18 protein-coding genes, 1 riboswitch and 2 other annotated features (1 of these 21 running past the window's edge) are annotated in these 17,406 nt (G+C 35.1%); all 18 genes read right to left on the bottom strand.

Features of this window, described 5'->3' with window-relative positions:
- Positions 1–7 precede the first annotated feature (7 nt).
- Positions 8–1,153, bottom strand: coding sequence for an acyl-CoA dehydrogenase family protein (locus tag V7056_RS00165; RefSeq protein ID WP_499698357.1), 1,146 nt, complete (start codon positions 1,151–1,153; stop codon positions 8–10).
- 399 nt (positions 1,154–1,552) lie between these two features.
- Positions 1,553–2,188: a thiamine phosphate synthase gene (thiE, locus tag V7056_RS00160; RefSeq protein ID WP_499698356.1), complete on the bottom strand. Its 636-nt coding sequence runs from the start codon at positions 2,186–2,188 to the stop codon at positions 1,553–1,555.
- On the bottom strand, positions 2,185–2,991 hold the full coding sequence (gene thiM / locus V7056_RS00155) for a hydroxyethylthiazole kinase (protein WP_499698355.1): 807 nt from the start codon (positions 2,989–2,991) through the stop codon (positions 2,185–2,187). Before thiM ends, thiE begins: the two co-directional genes overlap by 4 nt.
- Complete coding sequence (gene cytX / locus V7056_RS00150; protein ID WP_499698354.1) at positions 2,978–4,213, bottom strand: putative hydroxymethylpyrimidine transporter CytX; 1,236 nt, start codon at positions 4,211–4,213, stop codon at positions 2,978–2,980. The genes thiM and cytX overlap by 14 nt, the downstream gene beginning before the upstream one ends.
- The gene (gene thiD / locus V7056_RS00145) at positions 4,206–5,012 is read right to left on the bottom strand and encodes a bifunctional hydroxymethylpyrimidine kinase/phosphomethylpyrimidine kinase (RefSeq protein ID WP_499698353.1); all 807 of its coding nucleotides are present in this window, start codon (positions 5,010–5,012) and stop codon (positions 4,206–4,208) included. The genes cytX and thiD overlap by 8 nt, the downstream gene beginning before the upstream one ends.
- 139 nt (positions 5,013–5,151) lie before the next feature.
- Positions 5,152–5,262, bottom strand: a riboswitch (TPP riboswitch).
- Between the two features lie 171 nt (positions 5,263–5,433).
- The gene (locus V7056_RS00140) at positions 5,434–5,808 is read right to left on the bottom strand and encodes a hypothetical protein (protein ID WP_499698352.1); all 375 of its coding nucleotides are present in this window, start codon (positions 5,806–5,808) and stop codon (positions 5,434–5,436) included.
- On the bottom strand, positions 5,798–7,294 hold the full coding sequence (locus V7056_RS00135; protein ID WP_499698351.1) for an FTR1 family iron permease: 1,497 nt from the start codon (positions 7,292–7,294) through the stop codon (positions 5,798–5,800). The genes V7056_RS00140 and V7056_RS00135 overlap by 11 nt, the downstream gene beginning before the upstream one ends.
- A 486-nt stretch (positions 7,295–7,780) precedes the next feature.
- Complete coding sequence (locus V7056_RS00130) at positions 7,781–8,488, bottom strand: YjjG family noncanonical pyrimidine nucleotidase (RefSeq protein ID WP_499698350.1); 708 nt, start codon at positions 8,486–8,488, stop codon at positions 7,781–7,783.
- A gap of 61 nt (positions 8,489–8,549) precedes the next feature.
- Positions 8,550–9,014: a DMT family transporter gene (locus tag V7056_RS00125; RefSeq protein ID WP_499698349.1), complete on the bottom strand. Its 465-nt coding sequence runs from the start codon at positions 9,012–9,014 to the stop codon at positions 8,550–8,552.
- 33 nt (positions 9,015–9,047) lie between these two features.
- Positions 9,048–9,746 (bottom strand): Crp/Fnr family transcriptional regulator, encoded by a 699-nt coding sequence (locus tag V7056_RS00120; RefSeq protein WP_499698348.1) that lies wholly within the window; start codon positions 9,744–9,746, stop codon positions 9,048–9,050.
- Positions 9,747–9,784: 38 nt separating this feature from the next.
- A complete protein-coding gene (locus tag V7056_RS00115; RefSeq protein ID WP_499698347.1) occupies positions 9,785–10,210 on the bottom strand; it encodes a DMT family transporter in 426 nt (141 codons plus the stop codon).
- 166 nt (positions 10,211–10,376) lie between these two features.
- A complete protein-coding gene (gene trpA, locus V7056_RS00110) occupies positions 10,377–11,165 on the bottom strand; it encodes a tryptophan synthase subunit alpha (protein ID WP_499698346.1) in 789 nt (262 codons plus the stop codon).
- A 1-nt stretch (position 11,166) separates the two neighbouring features.
- The gene (gene trpB, locus V7056_RS00105; RefSeq protein ID WP_499698345.1) at positions 11,167–12,366 is read right to left on the bottom strand and encodes a tryptophan synthase subunit beta; all 1,200 of its coding nucleotides are present in this window, start codon (positions 12,364–12,366) and stop codon (positions 11,167–11,169) included.
- Position 12,367: 1 nt separating this feature from the next.
- On the bottom strand, positions 12,368–12,976 hold the full coding sequence (locus tag V7056_RS00100; protein ID WP_499698344.1) for a phosphoribosylanthranilate isomerase: 609 nt from the start codon (positions 12,974–12,976) through the stop codon (positions 12,368–12,370).
- Positions 12,973–13,761 carry an indole-3-glycerol phosphate synthase TrpC gene (gene trpC / locus V7056_RS00095; RefSeq protein ID WP_499698343.1) on the bottom strand — a complete coding sequence of 263 codons (789 nt, stop codon included), beginning with the start codon at positions 13,759–13,761 and terminating at the stop codon, positions 12,973–12,975. Before trpC ends, V7056_RS00100 begins: the two co-directional genes overlap by 4 nt.
- Positions 13,762–14,790, bottom strand: coding sequence for an anthranilate phosphoribosyltransferase (trpD, locus tag V7056_RS00090; RefSeq protein WP_499698342.1), 1,029 nt, complete (start codon positions 14,788–14,790; stop codon positions 13,762–13,764).
- Positions 14,759–15,373, bottom strand: a complete 615-nt coding sequence (locus V7056_RS00085) for an anthranilate synthase component II (RefSeq protein ID WP_499698341.1) — start codon at positions 15,371–15,373, stop codon at positions 14,759–14,761. Before V7056_RS00085 ends, trpD begins: the two co-directional genes overlap by 32 nt.
- Positions 15,357–16,769 (bottom strand): anthranilate synthase component I, encoded by a 1,413-nt coding sequence (trpE, locus tag V7056_RS00080; RefSeq protein ID WP_499698340.1) that lies wholly within the window; start codon positions 16,767–16,769, stop codon positions 15,357–15,359. Before trpE ends, V7056_RS00085 begins: the two co-directional genes overlap by 17 nt.
- A 95-nt stretch (positions 16,770–16,864) precedes the next feature.
- Positions 16,865–17,125 (bottom strand) — a binding site (T-box leader).
- A 42-nt stretch (positions 17,126–17,167) separates the two neighbouring features.
- Positions 17,168–17,406 (bottom strand) — a binding site (T-box leader) (it continues 10 nt past the right edge of the window).

The following is a 17,406-nucleotide window of genomic DNA, read 5'->3' as shown; positions in this document are numbered from 1 at the left end:
TCGCTCCTTATCGGCATCCTAATTGTCTTGCAATAACGATACGTTGAATTTCAGAAGTTCCTTCACCAATTTCAAGTAACTTAGCATCACGAACTAAACGCTCAATACCATATTCCTTCATGTATCCGTAACCGCCATGAATTTGTAATGACTCATTCGCAATTTTGGAAGCGATTTCAGAAGCATATAACTTAGCGAACGCCGCTTCTTTTGTAAAAGGTTTTCCATTATCTTTTAACCATGCAGCTTTGTGTACCATATTTCGAGCTAATTCTATTCCCATTGCCATATCTGCTAGCTTAAATTGGATTGCTTGGAAGCTAGAAAGAGGCTGGTTAAATTGTTTACGTTCTTTTGAGTAAGCTAATGCTTTATCAAAAGCCTTTTGTGCAATACCTACAGCAAGAGCTGCAATTGAAATTCTTCCACCATCTAATGTATATAAGAACTGGCCAAATCCTTTATCTGGATTGCCTAGAATATTTTCTTTTGGTACTCGTACTTCATTTAAAACGATTTGAGTCGTATTTGATGCTCGTACACCCATCTTGTCGTAAGGATCTGTAATTGTTAAACCTTCAGAATCCGTAGGGACAATAAATGCACAAATATTTTTCTTTCCTCTTTCATCTATTGAAGTATAAGCGGTAACAATAATTGTGTTTGAATACTGAGCATTTGTAATCCAGCATTTTTCTCCTGTAATAACATACTCATCGCCTTCTAAAACAGCTCTTGTTTGAGTTCCCCCAGCATCAGAACCTGCATTAGGTTCTGTTAAACCGAACGCTCCAAGTGTTTTCCCTTGTGCCATTGGAACTAAGAACTTTTGTTTTTGCTCTTCCGTACCAAAATAATAAATCGGAGAAGCGCCAAGTGAAATTGTGGCTGCAAAACTTAATCCAGTTCCACCACATGCACGTCCTATTTCTTCTACAGCTATTGCATAACTAATTGTATCGCTTCCGCTTCCACCGTATTCTTCAGGAAAAGGAATACCTAACAAACCTAATTCGCCCATTTTTTGGAATGTTTCAATTGGGAATCTACTATCGCGATCATTTTCCTCTGCAAAAGGCTCAATTTCCTTCTCTGCAAAGCTTCGTACCATTTCTTGAATCAATTGCTGTTCTTTAGATAATAAAAAATCCATGTGCTAGTCACTCTCCTTTTAATAGTAAGGTACGTTTTAAAAAACGTAAGAATGCCTCCAACTGTCGGTTTTCTCAGTGGAGTCAGTTTATATCTATATTAAAAAATAATATAGTCTTACAATTGATAATATTCGATATATTATATCAATTTCCTTTATACAAAATTCTTATAATTTCGACAAATTAAGACAAGAAATTAGTACAAGGTGTTAAAAATTGATATTTTACTTTCTATTAAACAAAAACACTAGCTAGTGTAGTGTTTACTTAATATATATATGAAGGTAGTAATAAAGACATTCCTTTTAATTTGTCCCTGTATAAACTTTGTTTGGAATACGATAAAAATTCTCCAATAAAAAAACTACCTTACCATAAAGATAAGATAGTTTTTACTTTTAATCATTCATTTTAGTAATGAAATTTTCTGCAGCTGCTTTAATATCTTCTTTCCCTAAAATGGCAGATACAATGGCAACACCGTCTATTTTCGTTTTCATCAAATCGGTTACATTGTCTTCATTAATTCCGCCAATCCCAACAATTGGAATCGAAATTGCTTCACGAATTACAATTAATTCTTCTAATGAAACAGGCTTTGCATCTAGTTTTGTATTTGTAGGATAAACAGACCCAATACCAACATAATCAGCACCTTGTTTTTGTGCAAGAAGCGCTTCTTCTAAAGTCGTTGCTGACACTCCGATGATCATTTCTTCTCCAACGATTTTCCTTGCTACCGCGAGTGGTAAATCCTCTTGACCAATATGTAGACCATCCGCTTCAATTGCAAGTGCAATATCTAATCGATCATTGATAATAAGTGGAACATTGTATCTTGAGGTTACTTCTTTTACCCTTAGAGCTAATTCATAAAAGTCTAAACTACTACAGTTTTTCTCTCTTAGCTGAACAATCGTCGTGCCACCTTTAATTGCAGCTTCAACTGACTGGATTAAATCCCTTTCCCCTAATACAGCACGATCTGTCACTAGGTAGAGCTTATAATCAACTTTATTTCTCAATACACTCATTCAACTTTACCTCCACTTAGCAATGTTTCTGCTGACATTTTAGAGATTTCATCAAATAAATTTACTTTAAATGTTCCAATTCCTTGGTCCTTTGTTAAACGTTTCTTTGCCAACTCACCACTTAACCCCATGATCGTAATGCCGGCAATTGCAGCAAGGAAATAATCTTTTGTTACACCAGCGAATGTTCCAATTAGAGATGTACTCATGCAGCCTGTTCCTGTTACATCCGCAAGCATTTTATCACCATTTGAGATTGTACAAACATTATCTATAGATGCAACAATGTCAACAGCACCAGTAATCGCTACTACTGATCCTAATTTCACCGCTAAAGCTTTTGCAATTTCAATACCATTTTCTTCAGTCGCAATTGAATCAACACCTTTAATCTGCACGTTTAATCCTGCAATCATTTTTATTTCAGACATATTGCCACGTATGACCGAGAAACGAACTTCTTTTAATAAAATTGCCGTTGTCTCTGTTCGAAGTGTAGTTGCACCTACACCAACTGGATCCAAAATAACTGGGACTCCTAGTTGGTTTGCCTTTTTTCCTGCTGTGATCATTGATTGAATTGTTCTTTCGTTCAACGTACCAATATTGATGACAAGCGCTGATGCAAAGGATAACATTTCTTCTATTTCTGCTAAATCATCTGCCATGACGGGTGAACCACCAATCGCAAGAACCATATTTGCACAATCATTAACCGTTACATAGTTTGTAATATGATGTACTAATGGTTTTTTATCCTTTACATCTCCAATTAACTGACTGATTTCTTTAAGAACTGACATCTTTATTTCCCCCTACTTGCTGATTAGCAAATTTATTTATGACAAATTGAACGACAATATAAATCACACCAATGACAACCATACTTGGAACAGTTGCTCCTAGAAAACTATCAAATTGTACAAACTGTCGATAGATACATATCCCAATTACCCATATAAGCATTGCAACCCAGTCTACCTTTAAGGTTTTTCTAATTTTCGTACGCTTTAAAATAAAATAGTCCGTTAACAAAATTGCATACAAAGGTGCAAAGAATGAGCCAATTAAATATAAAAACCCTTCATACTTTTCAATCGGAAATACAATTGCCAATATTGTTCCTATGATCGTCAGTACAATTGCGACATGCTTACCATTTAATTTAGGAAATACAGTTGTTAATGAAATGCCACCTGAATATGCATCCATAAAAGTGGTCGTAACGGTTGCTAACACAACGGTTCCAACTGCAAATAATCCAAGATTTGCACTCATTAGGACTGCCACTGGATCAAATTCATTAAATGCTAAAGCAGCTCCGAGTCCGATTGCATACATCCATGAACTACCAACCATATAACCAACAAAACTTCCAATTGCACCTTCACGAGTTGACTTAGCAAAGCGAGTATAGTCACTTATTAACGGCAGCCATGATAATGGCATGATAACGGATAATTCAACTGCGGCACCAAATGACATTTCAGAAGTGCCTGGTTCAAAAAGGAATTCACTATGCTTAAAAATGACAAAGCACAATACAACCGTTAGTAAAAATAATAGTGTTACTGCTACACTATTTAACTTCTTCCAAGCATTTTGACCAAAATATAACCATGTACAAATTAACAGTCCAACAACAAGACACCATACCCAAGGCTGGTTAAAATGAAAGTCAGATGTAGTTACTACATTAATTGACCTGGCTCCTGTCACAATCATAATTGCTGTCCAGCCTAGTAGCTGTAATACATTTAATATAGAAAATAAATAACTACCATAAGGTCCAAATGATATTTTAGTAGACTCCATTGCTGTTAAACGCTCTCTTGAACCGATGACGCCACCTAATACAAGAAGTAGCGTACCAAGTAAATGACCGAATAAAATAGCAGTCAATCCTTTTGTAAAACCTAAAGGTGCAATGAGTGCACCTGTCATAATTTCAGCGATTGAAACTGCAGCACCAAACCAAAGTGTTGCGAAGTTCCATCTTGTTAACTTCCCAGTTAGTTTAGACATGCTGTATACCCGCCTTTTGATACATCGAATAAAAATGATGTACTGGACCTACACCTTTTCCGATAGAGAATGAATGTTGAATAGCTAGTGTTATGTATTCTTTTGCTCTGCTAATTGCTTCATTTAATTGACATTCATTTGCCAAATTAGAAGCTATACTTGATGATAAAGTACAACCAGTTCCATGCGTATTAATGGTAGCTATTCTAGTACCCTTATAATAAGTAAATTCGTACCCGTCATAGCTAACATCTGTTGCATCGTCTTCTAAGTGACCACCTTTTACAAGAACAGCTTTTGCACCTAATGAGTGAATTAAAATAGCAGCCTTTTCCATCTCTTTAATCGTTGAAATGTTTCTACCTGTTATAACCTCTGCCTCTGGAAGATTAGGCGTAATGACAGTTGCTAATGGAATCAGTTCTTGAATTAAAGCTTCTTTCGCATCTGGACTTAATAAATCATAACCACTTTTAGAAACCATAACTGGATCAACAACAATGTGCTTTGGCTTATACTGTCTTAGTTTTTCAGCGATGACTTTAATCGTATCAATTTGTGATACCATCCCAATCTTTACTGCATCAACTTCAATATCAGTAAAAATTGCGTCTAGCTGACTTGCTATCATTTCTGGTGTAATGTCTTGAACAGCAAATACACCTTGTGTATTTTGAGCTGTCACTGAGGTAATCACACTCATACCAAACACACCATGAGCTGAAAATGTTTTTAAATCCGCTTGAATTCCAGCCCCACCACTTGAGTCGGACCCCGCAATTGTCAGTACTTTTTTCAATTTCTTTCCTCCTATTTAATGAATAGACTTTTTTTGATCTAACAGATAGAAGTTGTGGATTGATTTAAAAACAAAAAAGCACAAATCCCCATAGGGACTTGTGCTCGAACAAATCAATGTTATAAATACATATAAATATGCATTTACTCGCTCACTTTCCTACGCTGGCATTATCCAGATCAGGTTAAAGGGTCAAAGACAATCGTGTCTTAATCTCAGCCGACCATTTACGGCACCCCTAGTACTATTCAAAATATCATATTGTATTTCTATTTCATATTAATTAATACTATTACTAAATTCAAGTAGTTAGACTTATTCATTACATTCTATTGAAAAAACTTTTGTAAGGATCGCTACAAGCTTACAACTCATTGAGTAGACTATAGATAAATAGTCTACAATATGTAATGTTTAAGTTTTATTTTAAGTCCTTAACTTCATTAAGAACATCGTTTAAATCATCTGCAGCTTGGTTAAGAGTATCTGCGTCAAGTGGAGAAACTTTTACACCAGCTTCAATAATGTGTAGAGGCGTTTCAACCTTTTCATAAAGATCTGCATCTTTATCTTTTACTGAGTCTTCAAATTTCTCCCAAGACTCTTCAAGTGCCTCTCCGCTTTCTTTTGCTTTTGTTTCATCGTTATCAGCAACTTGCGATTTTAAATCTGTAAGTGTTTGAATCATATCATCTGATCCACTTTTAATTGTTTTGTCTTCTTTTGTGCCACATGCAGATAAAGTTAATGATAGTGCTAGAGCCATTGATAAAACTACTTTTTTGTTAGATAACATGTTTAATATCCCCCGATTTTTGTTTTTTTTCATTTTTTTTATTAGATAATCTATTAAAAATTGCTGCGATACATGCAATCAGCAATAGTATGATTTGTGGGATGAAACTCTCCCAAGTAGAATAAATTGCAAAGAAATCCACTGTTGGTATTGGTGCCTGCGTCGCTGGTAATAGTCCAGATAATTGTAATCCGTGAATGCCCATACCTGTAAACTTGAAACATAAGTAGAACATAAGAATGCTAGATATAAGGAAAAATGGTCTCATAGGAACTTTTAAACCAACTTTTAAAATTAAGTAACTTAGAATCGCTAAAATGAGAACCCCTAATAAAATGCCAATTAATAAACTTGTTAATTTTATAGATGAAGCCATACCGATAAAGAACAAGACTGTTTCAGTTCCTTCACGAAATACTGCTAAAAATGAAAGGATTGAAAGTGATAATAAACTGCCCGTGTTTAAAGCTTTCGTACTTTTGGTTTGAATATAAGATTGCCATTGTTTTAAATTTGATTTACTGTGGAGCCAATAACTCATATAAAGCAACATGACTGCAGCAAATACCCCGGTCCATCCTGCAATTAAGAAATTGTTACTCCCAAAAGCACCTGCTGAAAATAATAGGTTCACGACCACGCCTAATATAATACTGACACCTAATCCAGCACCGACTCCAAACCAGATCCACTTACTTTTATTCTCATGACCAGACTTTCTGATAAATCCTAATAAAGCTACTACAACCAGTAAGGCCTCTAATCCTTCTCTTAATAAAATTGTGATTGCATCTAACATTGTATAACTAGTTTTAGCTGCTAATGGTGAAAGATAATCTCTCATATCTTTTATCGTTTTCGTTGCTGCTTTAATGTCTGGCGTTTTAGCAGACAGCATCGCGTAAGAAGTAACCATATCTCTTTCTGCATCTGTATAAACTTTTTGGGATTGTGTTAATACTACCCCTTCAATACTAATCCAAGATTTTCTAAATTGATCAATTTCTGATTTTGCTCCAGATACATCATTTTCTTTTAAGCTTGATAATGCATTGTTCAATATTTGTATTAAATCTTCAACACTACCTGTATTCTTTGTATCAATTTTGGATTCAGCAAACTGATGTGTAATGAACTTTTCATTTACTGCTTCCAATTCTTTTAAAGAATTGACAAGTGTATCTTGATTAATTGTCTTTTGGGCTAATGAGAATTGAACCATTCCCATCGCTTCCTCAATTTTGCCATATGCTTCAATTGACTTATTTTTAATCCCATCTTCTTTGGCTAACCATTCATCATTGAATTTTTTATAGTCCTTCTCAGCAGATGAAAAGTCTCCTTTCTGAGATGCCAGTATAGCGCTTTCAACAAATGCATTTGCATGCGTTAAATCTTCTTCAGGACTTGCTGCGAAGATTTTAGATGGAATAAGTAATAAACTAAGTAGTAAAGGTAAAATAACTTTCATTAAATTTTTCTTCATTTTCATTCCCCTTAAATACGAATGATAATCATTTTCAAATAGACTATATACTTAATTAGGTAGATAGTCAAAGGTATTTTTTATCTAGACTAACTATAAATAATCATAAAAAAGAATATTTATAAACTCTTGTTAAAATTTAACATTTCTATTACTTGATATAATTTAAAATAATGTGCACAAAAAAAATGGTGATGAATATGAACTAATATTCATTTAATAAAATATATTAAAATATCATTTAATCAGTGATAATTGAAATATAACCTTATAGTCAAGGAAGTTATAATATAAAAAAAGTTGGGGAATCACCTCAACTTTTTTATATAAATTATTTAGTTAGAAACATTTGCTGAGAGCTCGTACGTATTTCTTTTATAATAGCAGTTCATTTTCTTGTATATTTTGATCAAGATAAACTCTGTCTGGATGCGGATAACTTAGAATCCAGGACTTTTCGCTTATTTTTTCACTATTTTATTTTTATTAAACTAGTACTCTTTTATTGACTTGTAAGATTTGATATAACTCATCAAGATTTTGTATTTCATAGGTTGGAATTAGATCAGTATCATTTTGCTTTTTATGAGGATTAAACCAGCATGTATCTAATCCCGCTTGTTGACCGCCTTTAATATCAGCGTTTAAGGAATCCCCTATTATTAACCCTGTGTTCACGTTAAAATTTGGAATTCTCTCAAAAACATAATCAAAATACTCTTTCATAGGTTTTTGGAAACCAGTATCCTCAGAAACAAAAATATCTTTAAAGATCGGCTGTAAACCTGACGCACTTAATCGCTTATATTGAGTCAGCGAATCCCCATTCGTCACGATATATAGATCGAAATGATTTTGTATATTTTTTACTAATTCAAAAGCACCATCAACAAATTGTTTGCCATCTTCTAAATAACGGCGATAGCTATTTTCTAATAATGTTCCGTCAACAATGTGTCCATACTCTTTTAATAGAGTCGAAAAGCGAGTATTTAATACTTCAGAGCGTTCAATAGTCCCGTCTTCAAATTGCTTCCAAAGACCCTGATTGATGACCCTGTAATTCGCCTCAATTTCTGGTGTTAAATTCCATTGATGCTCTTCAAAAAGTAAACGTAAAGCAACTTTCTCAGCTGCACCAAAATCTAATAGTGTATCATCTAAATCGAATAATAAAGTTTTATACTTATTCATATTGATCTCCCCGTTTAATCGTATCAAAAATGATATAATCATAGATTCCATTCCATAAATATTAAGCAGCCTGTGATTTCTGTTTTTCACTCTCTCCGCTCAATTTAAATAAAATCATACCAAACATAATAACAATTACGCCAATACATTCTTTCAAGGTAAAAGGCACTTTTTCAAGTCCAAACATCCCGAAAGAGTCAAATAAGACTGCAAAGAGTAATTGAGAGGCTAAGGCGATTGATATTGCATACGTTGGACCTAGATGTTTGACCCCTTGCACTAAACAAGTAACGACACCGACACCAATAAATCCACTAAACCAGTACCATGGTTTCATATTCTGAAAGTCAAATAAACTCGTTCCTTCAATGATTAAGCCTATCATTAAAGATGCTAAAAATCCCATCCCTAAAACAAGTGTTGTTGTTGTCTGAGACCCAGCTCTTTCGTTTACTTTACTGTTAAATATATTTTGAAGTCCGACTAACGAACCTGCAAGGATTGCCAAAAATAACCCGATAAACATTGTGAACACCCCTAATTTCGTTTATCTTCATAACTATTCATAAATGCTATGACCCGAAAGAGACACTAATCCTTCTCTATCCTTTATCAGAATAAAACCATCTTTACGCTCGACTAAACCATCCTTACAAAACTGTTGGATGACACGATTCAAATGCCGATAACTCGTTCCGATAAAATTTGCTACATCTTTTAAATTAGCTGTTCTCAATTGATCTTCCAGTAGTGAATCAGATTCATCGAACGATACCGATAATAGATAACTAGCTAATCGGACTTCTACAGGATGCATTATATTGAAGCTTAAAGAATTTGATTTTATATAAAATTTTTCTGTAATAATTTCTAGTAAAAACTGTAGCAATGGTGAAAAATCTTTTCCGTATTTTTTTAACCATTGATGATGAACGCCAATCATGTGAACTGAAGAAACTGCCTCCGCTGTATTGAGAAAATCTGTACCCCGAACGTACTCAATATCACCAATTACCTCCACTGGCTTCTTAAAAGAAAGAATTAAGGTTCTTCCTTCTACTGAAGTCGTATAAATCTTCAGTTTCCCTTTGACAAGGAAATATAAATACTCAGGAGAATCTCCTTGCGAACAAATTAGCTCTCCTTGATCAAAGCTATACAAAATTAAGTGTGGCATTAACTGGTCATTAAAAATAGATTCGATTTGATGACTTTTTAAATAGTAGCTTAACAGCTCTTGATCCTTCAATTCCTTCATAATTTTGTTCACCTCCACACTTTCAAATTTCATTTATCTTAATAGCCTAAGATCACAACTCCAGCAATCATCATTGAGATCCCTATAAATTGTAATGGTCTTTTTTTCTGCTTTACGACATCGAACCAACCAGTCAAATCTACTAAATATGTCATACATAGCTGTGCAATTAATAAAGCCGAAATCGAAATTGTTACACCAATCTTATGAATAGATGTAACATTACTGAAAATAATGATTGCACCCAACGCGCCGCTAGTCAAATATAATGGTTTTACTTTTGTTAGTATTTGCCATTTTCCGTCTTTCACAAATAATAAAATAATAAATGCTAATACGAACCCTGCAAATTGCGTTATCGTTGCTGTTTGCCAAGTACCTATATCCTGACTAATATGAGCGTTAGCTACACCTTGTAGTGTTATAAATGCGCCACCTAAAAAAGCAAATAAACTCCCTTTCATTTCCGTTCTCTCCCTAATTTTATTTCTTCTATTATTAAAAGATATCTACATATAACTTGGAAAGGACATATGTCCTAAAAGTAAATAATAAAAGGATCTTCAATAAGAAGATCCTTGCAGTTTGTAGAACAAAGTATTAAAACTTAGAGATTCAGACAGATGGTCATTATTGCTTCATTATTTCTATTTCTTTTATTGATTGTATCAAATGTTTAATCTCAGAAACTTTCTCTACATTCAATAATTCTACAATTTTACTACCAACAACTACACCATCGCAATCTCGACTTATTTTTTTCACTTGTTCAGGAGTTGAAACACCAAATCCAGCGAGTACTGGTATTCTACTTAATTCCTTTACACTTTTTAAAAATGCAGACAGATCTCCATTAAAATCATTTCGAACTCCAGTTATTCCTTTTACTGTAACAGTATAGAGAAAACCTCTTCCTCTTTCAGCAATTTTCTGTATTCTGTCTTTTGGAGTCGTCATTGTAACTAATCGAATTAGTTCAATTCCAGCACCCTCAAGTTGATTGACAATCAACCCTTCTTCCTCAATTGGCAAGTCAGGTATGATACATCCATCTATTCCAGCTTTCTTGCAATTAGAGACAAACTTTTCTATTCCATAAGCCATAATTGGATTCATATATGTCATAATGATGAGTGGAATTGAAATCATTGAGCGAACTTCTTTCAACTCATCTAGTACATCTCGTAATGTAGTTCCGACTTGTAAAGCACGAATACCTGCTTTTTGTATTGTTGGCCCATCGGCAACGGGATCTGAAAACGGGATACCAATTTCAATTGCAGATGCACCAAACTTCTCAAGTAGAGCAAGTCTTTTACCTAGCACATCTAATCCACCATCACCTGCCATTATATATGGAATAAAAAGCTTTTCTCCATTTGATAGTCGCTTTGAAAATTGCTGTTCAATTCGGTTCATTCTAGACTTCCCCCTTTAAAAATTCTCGAACGGTATGAACATCTTTATCACCTCTACCGGACAGACAAATGACTAGACTTTCATCTTCCTTCATACTAGCAGCTTGTTTGATCGCAAATGCTACAGCATGAGCACTTTCTAATGCAGGAATGATTCCTTCTAATTTCGCAAGCAGTTGAAACGCGTCTAGTGCTTCTTGATCAGTGATTGATTCGTACTGAACTCTACCTATATCCTTTAAGTAACAATGCTCCGGACCAACACCTGGATAATCAAGTCCAGCCGAAATTGAATGTGCTTCTTGTATTTGTCCGTGTTCATCCTGAAGAAGATACATTAGCGCTCCATGTAACACACCAGGAACTCCTTTTGTTAATGAAGCTGCTTGTTTATCTGTATTCACACCATGACCTGCTGCTTCAACACCAACAAGTTTCACAGTATAATCTTCAATAAATGGATGGAACATACCAATCGCATTACTCCCTCCTCCAATGCAAGCCACAACTGCATCTGGTAGTCTATTGTTTCTAGCTAAAAACTGTTTCTTTGTCTCTTTCCCAATCACACTCTGAAAATCTCGTACCATCATAGGAAATGGATGTGGGCCCATTACAGATCCTAGTAAATAGTGCGTATCATCCACATTTGCAACCCAATAACGCAATGCTTCATTGACAGCATCCTTTAGTGTTGCACTTCCCGATTCAACACTGATTACCTTTGCACCAAGAAGTTCCATACGGAATACATTTAGCTCTTGTCTTCTAACATCTTCAGCACCCATGAATATGACACAATCAAGATTTAGCAAGGCACAAACCGTTGCAGTCGCTACTCCATGCTGGCCCGCCCCGGTTTCTGCTACTATTTTTCGTTTTCCCATTTTAACTGCAAGTAGGGCTTGACCGATTGTATTATTGATTTTGTGAGCCCCAGTATGATTTAAATCTTCCCGTTTTAAATAAATTTGAGCTCCATTTGCGTACTTTGTTAAATTCTCAGCATAATAAAGGGGTGTTTCTCGACCAACATAATCTTTTAATAGTTTTTCTACTTCAGCAAAAAAACTCGGATCATTCTTTACGTTTGTATAAGCTTCCTCTAATTCAGTAACGGCTTGAACAAGTGTTTCAGGTATATATTTTCCACCATACATTCCGAAGTGTCCCTTCAAATCAGGCATGACATAACTTTTCATCTCAAATTCCTCCTCTTTTTACTGTTTTAACAAAAGCTTCTATTTTCTTTTCATCCTTCTTGCCATCTGTTTCTACTCCACTACTTACATCAACCATCACTGGTTTCACGATTTCACTTGCTAATAAAACATTATCAATCGTCAACCCACCTGCTAAAATCAACTTTCTTTCAATATTTTTATGAATAAGTAGATTCCAATCAAATGTTGTTCCATTTCCGCCTCTATATGGTCCAAGTGGGCTATCTACTAAAATATAATCACATGAATACGCGGTGATTTGATCAATATCAGACTCAGATTCAATTCGAATAGCCTTTATGACTGGATATCGCAATGCTTGGCAAAACGCTGGAGATTCGTCTCCATGAAGTTGTATATGGGTCAATCCAACCTCTTCAAAAATCGATTCTAAATTCTCCTTAGTTTCATTTACAAACACTCCTATTTTGAGAATATGTTTTGGGATTGTTTGAATGATTTCCTTTGCTTTAGATACACTAATTTGACGTTTACTTTCAGCAAAGACAAATCCGATCGCATCAGCTCCTGCTTCAATAGCGAACTGAGCTGTTTTACAATCTGTTATCCCACAGATCTTTACATTCACTGTTTTGCCCCCCTCAAATTAGGAATCATTAAATCATTCATACTAGCAGTCAAGTCTCCGCTTCTCATTAAAGCTTCTCCTACAAGTACACCGCTCGCACCTGCAACACTGACTCTTTTCGCATCTGTATTCGTAAAGATCCCACTTTCACTTATGACATAGCTTCCAAAAGATTGAATAGATGGGGCCAATCTTTCAGTTACTGCTAGATCCACTTCAAATGTTTTTAAGTTTCGATTATTAATTCCAATTACCTTAGGAACGACTTTAAACGCTTTTTCTATATCCGCTTCATCATGAACTTCCATTAGTACTTCCAAATTTTGTTGTATAGCATATTCATATAACTCACTGAGTACAGAAGGAGTCAAGGCAGCTGCGATTAATAGAATAATATTGGCACCATTTTCTTTTGCTAAATCTATTTGAACTTGATCAATAATAAAATCCTTACATAAAATCGGAATATCAACAGCTTCTCTTACAAGTCTCAAATCATGAAACGATCCTTTAAAAAAGGTAGCATCTGTTAAAACCGAAATTGCTGCTGCACCATTTTCCGAATAATGTTTGGCTTGTTCTGCTGGGTTTAAATTGATATTTATATCTCCTTTAGAAGGCGAAGCCCTTTTAAACTCTGCAATCACTGATAATGTGTTTGCCTGTTCAAGTTGTTTGATGAGAGAGTATGTTGTTTCTTTCCGTAGCTCTTTTCTTTTTAACTCTTTTAAGCTTTTTATTTCTTTCCTTTTTTCAAAAAGAATTCGTTCCAAAATCGTTTCCATTTAAATCACCTCTTTTTTGAATTTAGTCGTTTGTTCAACTAACAAACATAATTTTTCGTAGGCAGCTCCGGAATCTATACTCTCTTGCGCTTTTTTGATTCCATCTGAAATGTTTTGTACAGTACCTGAAGTATAGATTGCAAGACCTGCATTTAATAAGACTGTGTCACGAAATGCTCCTCTTTCTCCTTTCAAAACACCTAAAAGTATGTCTGCATTGACTTTCGAATCTCCCCCAATAATGGATGCATTTGGGTAGCAAGTTAAACCAACTTCTTCCGGATGCAAAGTCATTTTTTTCAGATTTCCATTTTCTAATAGGACTAAGTGATTCTGTCCTTCTAGTGAAGCTTCATCTAGATGACCTGCGCCATTGATTACAATTGCTCTTTTTCGTCCAAGTTTTTTTAACACCTCAGCAAACATTTCTAAATAGTCCCGTCGATATATACCTAGTAATTGCGTTTCTAACTCAATTGGATTTGTCAAAGGTCCGATTAAATTAAAAATGGTAGGTATTTGCAATTCACGTCTTACTTTCATCACTTTTTTCAACTTCGGATGAACATGAGGCGCGAATAAAAAAGCGATTCCGATCTTTTCTAATAATTCTTCTGCGTAATGAGATGGAATTGATAAGTGAACGCCAAGCTCTTCTAAAACATCAGCACTTCCCGTTTTACTAGACATACTTCTGTTACCGTGCTTTGCTACTAGAATTCCAGAACCGGCAATGACGAATGCTGAAGTTGTACTCACGTTAAAGCTAAGTGAACGATCTCCTCCAGTTCCGCAATTATCAATGACATTCTGAAACTTTCGTGAAAACCCAATCGTATTGTTCCTTATTGCATTTACAAGCCCTGCAATTTCATCAACTGTTTCTCCCTTCGTTTTTAAAGCAATTAAAAATGCAGCAATCTCACTATCAGATATCTCTTCATCCAAAAGCATTTGTCCAACTGCTAATTGCATTTCTTCTGACGAAAAGGATTCTTTATTTGCTAATCTTTGAAGATACTCTTTCATTGCTAAACTCCTCCTTAATCTCATCTAAAAAATTTAGTAATAACTGCTTACCTTGCTTTGTACCAATCGATTCAGGGTGAAACTGCATACCATAGATTGGAAATTTTCTATGCTTAATTGCCATAATTTCTTGATCATCCATTGATGTTGCTAATGTTTCAAAGTTATGTGGTAAACTGTCTTTTTGAATCACCAAGGAATGGTACCTCATTACCTCTAAAGGCTGATGTAAATATGCAAATAAATTACTTCCCTGGTGAGTAATATTTGAAGTTTTTCCATGTTTAATAGTCCTTGCTTTTTGAATAGTGGCACCAAATACATAACCTATTGCTTGATGACCTAAACAAATACCAAGCATTGGGATTGATTCATAAAATCTTCGGATTAAATGAAGCGTTTCATGTTTTTCTTCTGGTTTACCTGGCCCTGGTGAAAGTACGATTGCTTTTGGATTTAACTGTTCTATTTCATCTATGCTGATTTTGTCATATCGAGCTACGTATACTTCTTCTCCAAGTTCTCCTAAATATTGATAAAGATTGTAGGTAAATGAGTCATAATGATCAATTAGTAATATCATGATTTCCCTCCAGAAAAGCTTTCATTTTATGAATGGTTTCCTCATACTCTAGTTCAGGTGAACTATCATAAACAATCCCCGCACCTGCTTGAATAAAGGCTTCATTGTTATGAAAAATGATTGTTCGGATCGCTAAAGCAAAATCCAGATGACCATTTACCGAAATATAACCAACAGCTCCGGAGTATACGCCTCTTTTTGACTCTTCTAATTCATTAATGATTTCCATTGCTCTAATTTTCGGTGCTCCTGAAACTGTCCCCGCTGGTAAACATGATATAAATGCATCAAGTGCTGTAAATGGTTTCTTTAAAGTCCCGCTAACCTCAGAAACTAAATGCATGACATATTTGTATTTTTCAATGTCCATAAATTTTTCTAATCTTACCGAACCGAACTCACAAACTTTCCCAAGATCATTTCTCCCTAAATCGACGAGCATTTTATGCTCTGCTAATTCCTTTTCATCTTGAATTAAATGTTTTTCAATCATTTCATCTTGCTCGATGGTCTGCCCTCTGCGCTTTGTACCAGCAATTGGGTTTGTTATCACTTGACTTCCTCTCACTTTGATTAAGCTTTCTGGTGATGTACCTGCTACCACGTTAGTTCCAAAATCTATATAGTACATATATGGTGAAGGGTTTTGGATTCGTAACTTACGGTAATAATCAAACGGATTCCCTTCAAAATTTGCCTTCATTCTCTGTGATAATACGACTTGAAAGATTTCTCCTGACTGAATATAACCTTTTGCCTTCTCAACTTTCGTCATATACTGCGCCTTCGTTACTTCAGGGTTGAAAGTTGAAAATGTGAAAGGCACTTGCTTCTTCTCAATCTTTTCATTCAAAATCTCTTGTTTAAGATCTTGAATTTCCCTTTCAAGCATTTCAGTAGTTGTTTCTTTCGAAAGTTTGATCCCAACAATTGATATTTGTTGCTCTAAATGATCGAAGACAATAACAACCTCAAAAAACATGAGATGAATATCCGGTAATCCGATCGTATCTTCTAAACCTTCTCCAATTTCTTCAAACTGTCGAACGATATCATAACCAACATAACCAATCCCTCCACCTATGAAGGGTATTTGGTATTCTTCAATCGCTTTTTGATTAGGTATTAGCTCCTTTAACTTTAAAATTGAATTACCGCTGAACTCTTCTTTATGACCATTTCTATATAAAACTTCTCCTTGTTGATTCGTCCCAATTAACTCAAACACTGGACTGCGACCAATAAATGAATATCTGCCAGCATCCTGATGTTTAAATGAGCTTTCGAATAAAAACTTCTTTGTTCCAGATAATTTGTTAAAAAGAGATATTGGTGTAAATGTATCTCCTTGCAATGCTTCAAATATAATTTCTACTTTGTTTTGTATTGATGACATAGCACTTTAACCTCCTAAAATTCACTTTTTAATAGATGGCTCTAATTGAACCAAATACATAAAAAAAGTCCCCTATATGCACAGAAACTGTACATATAGAGGACGATTATTTTATACCGCGGTACCACCTCGATTGGATTAGAAAACGCCTAATCCCACTTTTCAGATACGGGAATTGTTGTTATAACAATCCGATATCCTATCCTTTTAACGGTGGAAGTCCGTGCATCCCTACTATAAATTTCAAGATGCCTCTCGTAAGCCCATTCGATATAGGTTCCTGTGTTAGACTCTCACCAATGTCTAACTCTCTGGGACATTCACCAATATTTACTCTTCTTACTCAGCGATTTAACAATATGATTTTAAAAATAAATACAAAAAGGGCCCCCCGTCTTAAAAAGGACGAGAGACCCGTGGTGCCACCTTCATTAGCTGATTAACAGCCGCTTTGCCAGTATCCAAATAATTCCGTTGAATACTCGCCTCTTGTAACGAGGAGGCTACTCGCCAAAGCCTACTACTAAACGACCGGTTCGGTTTGGTAGCTCGGAAGTCCATTCACAATTACTTTCACACTGATTCTCACCAACCATCAGCTCTCTTAAGTTTCCGTAATCGTTACTACTCTTCGTCA

The organism is Bacillus sp. JJ664 (assembly GCF_036962205.1).
GTDB lineage: Bacteria > Bacillota > Bacilli > Bacillales > Bacillaceae_G > Gottfriedia.
Note: the sequence above shows the minus strand (reverse complement) of the source record. Positions and strands in the feature narration are given on the sequence as shown.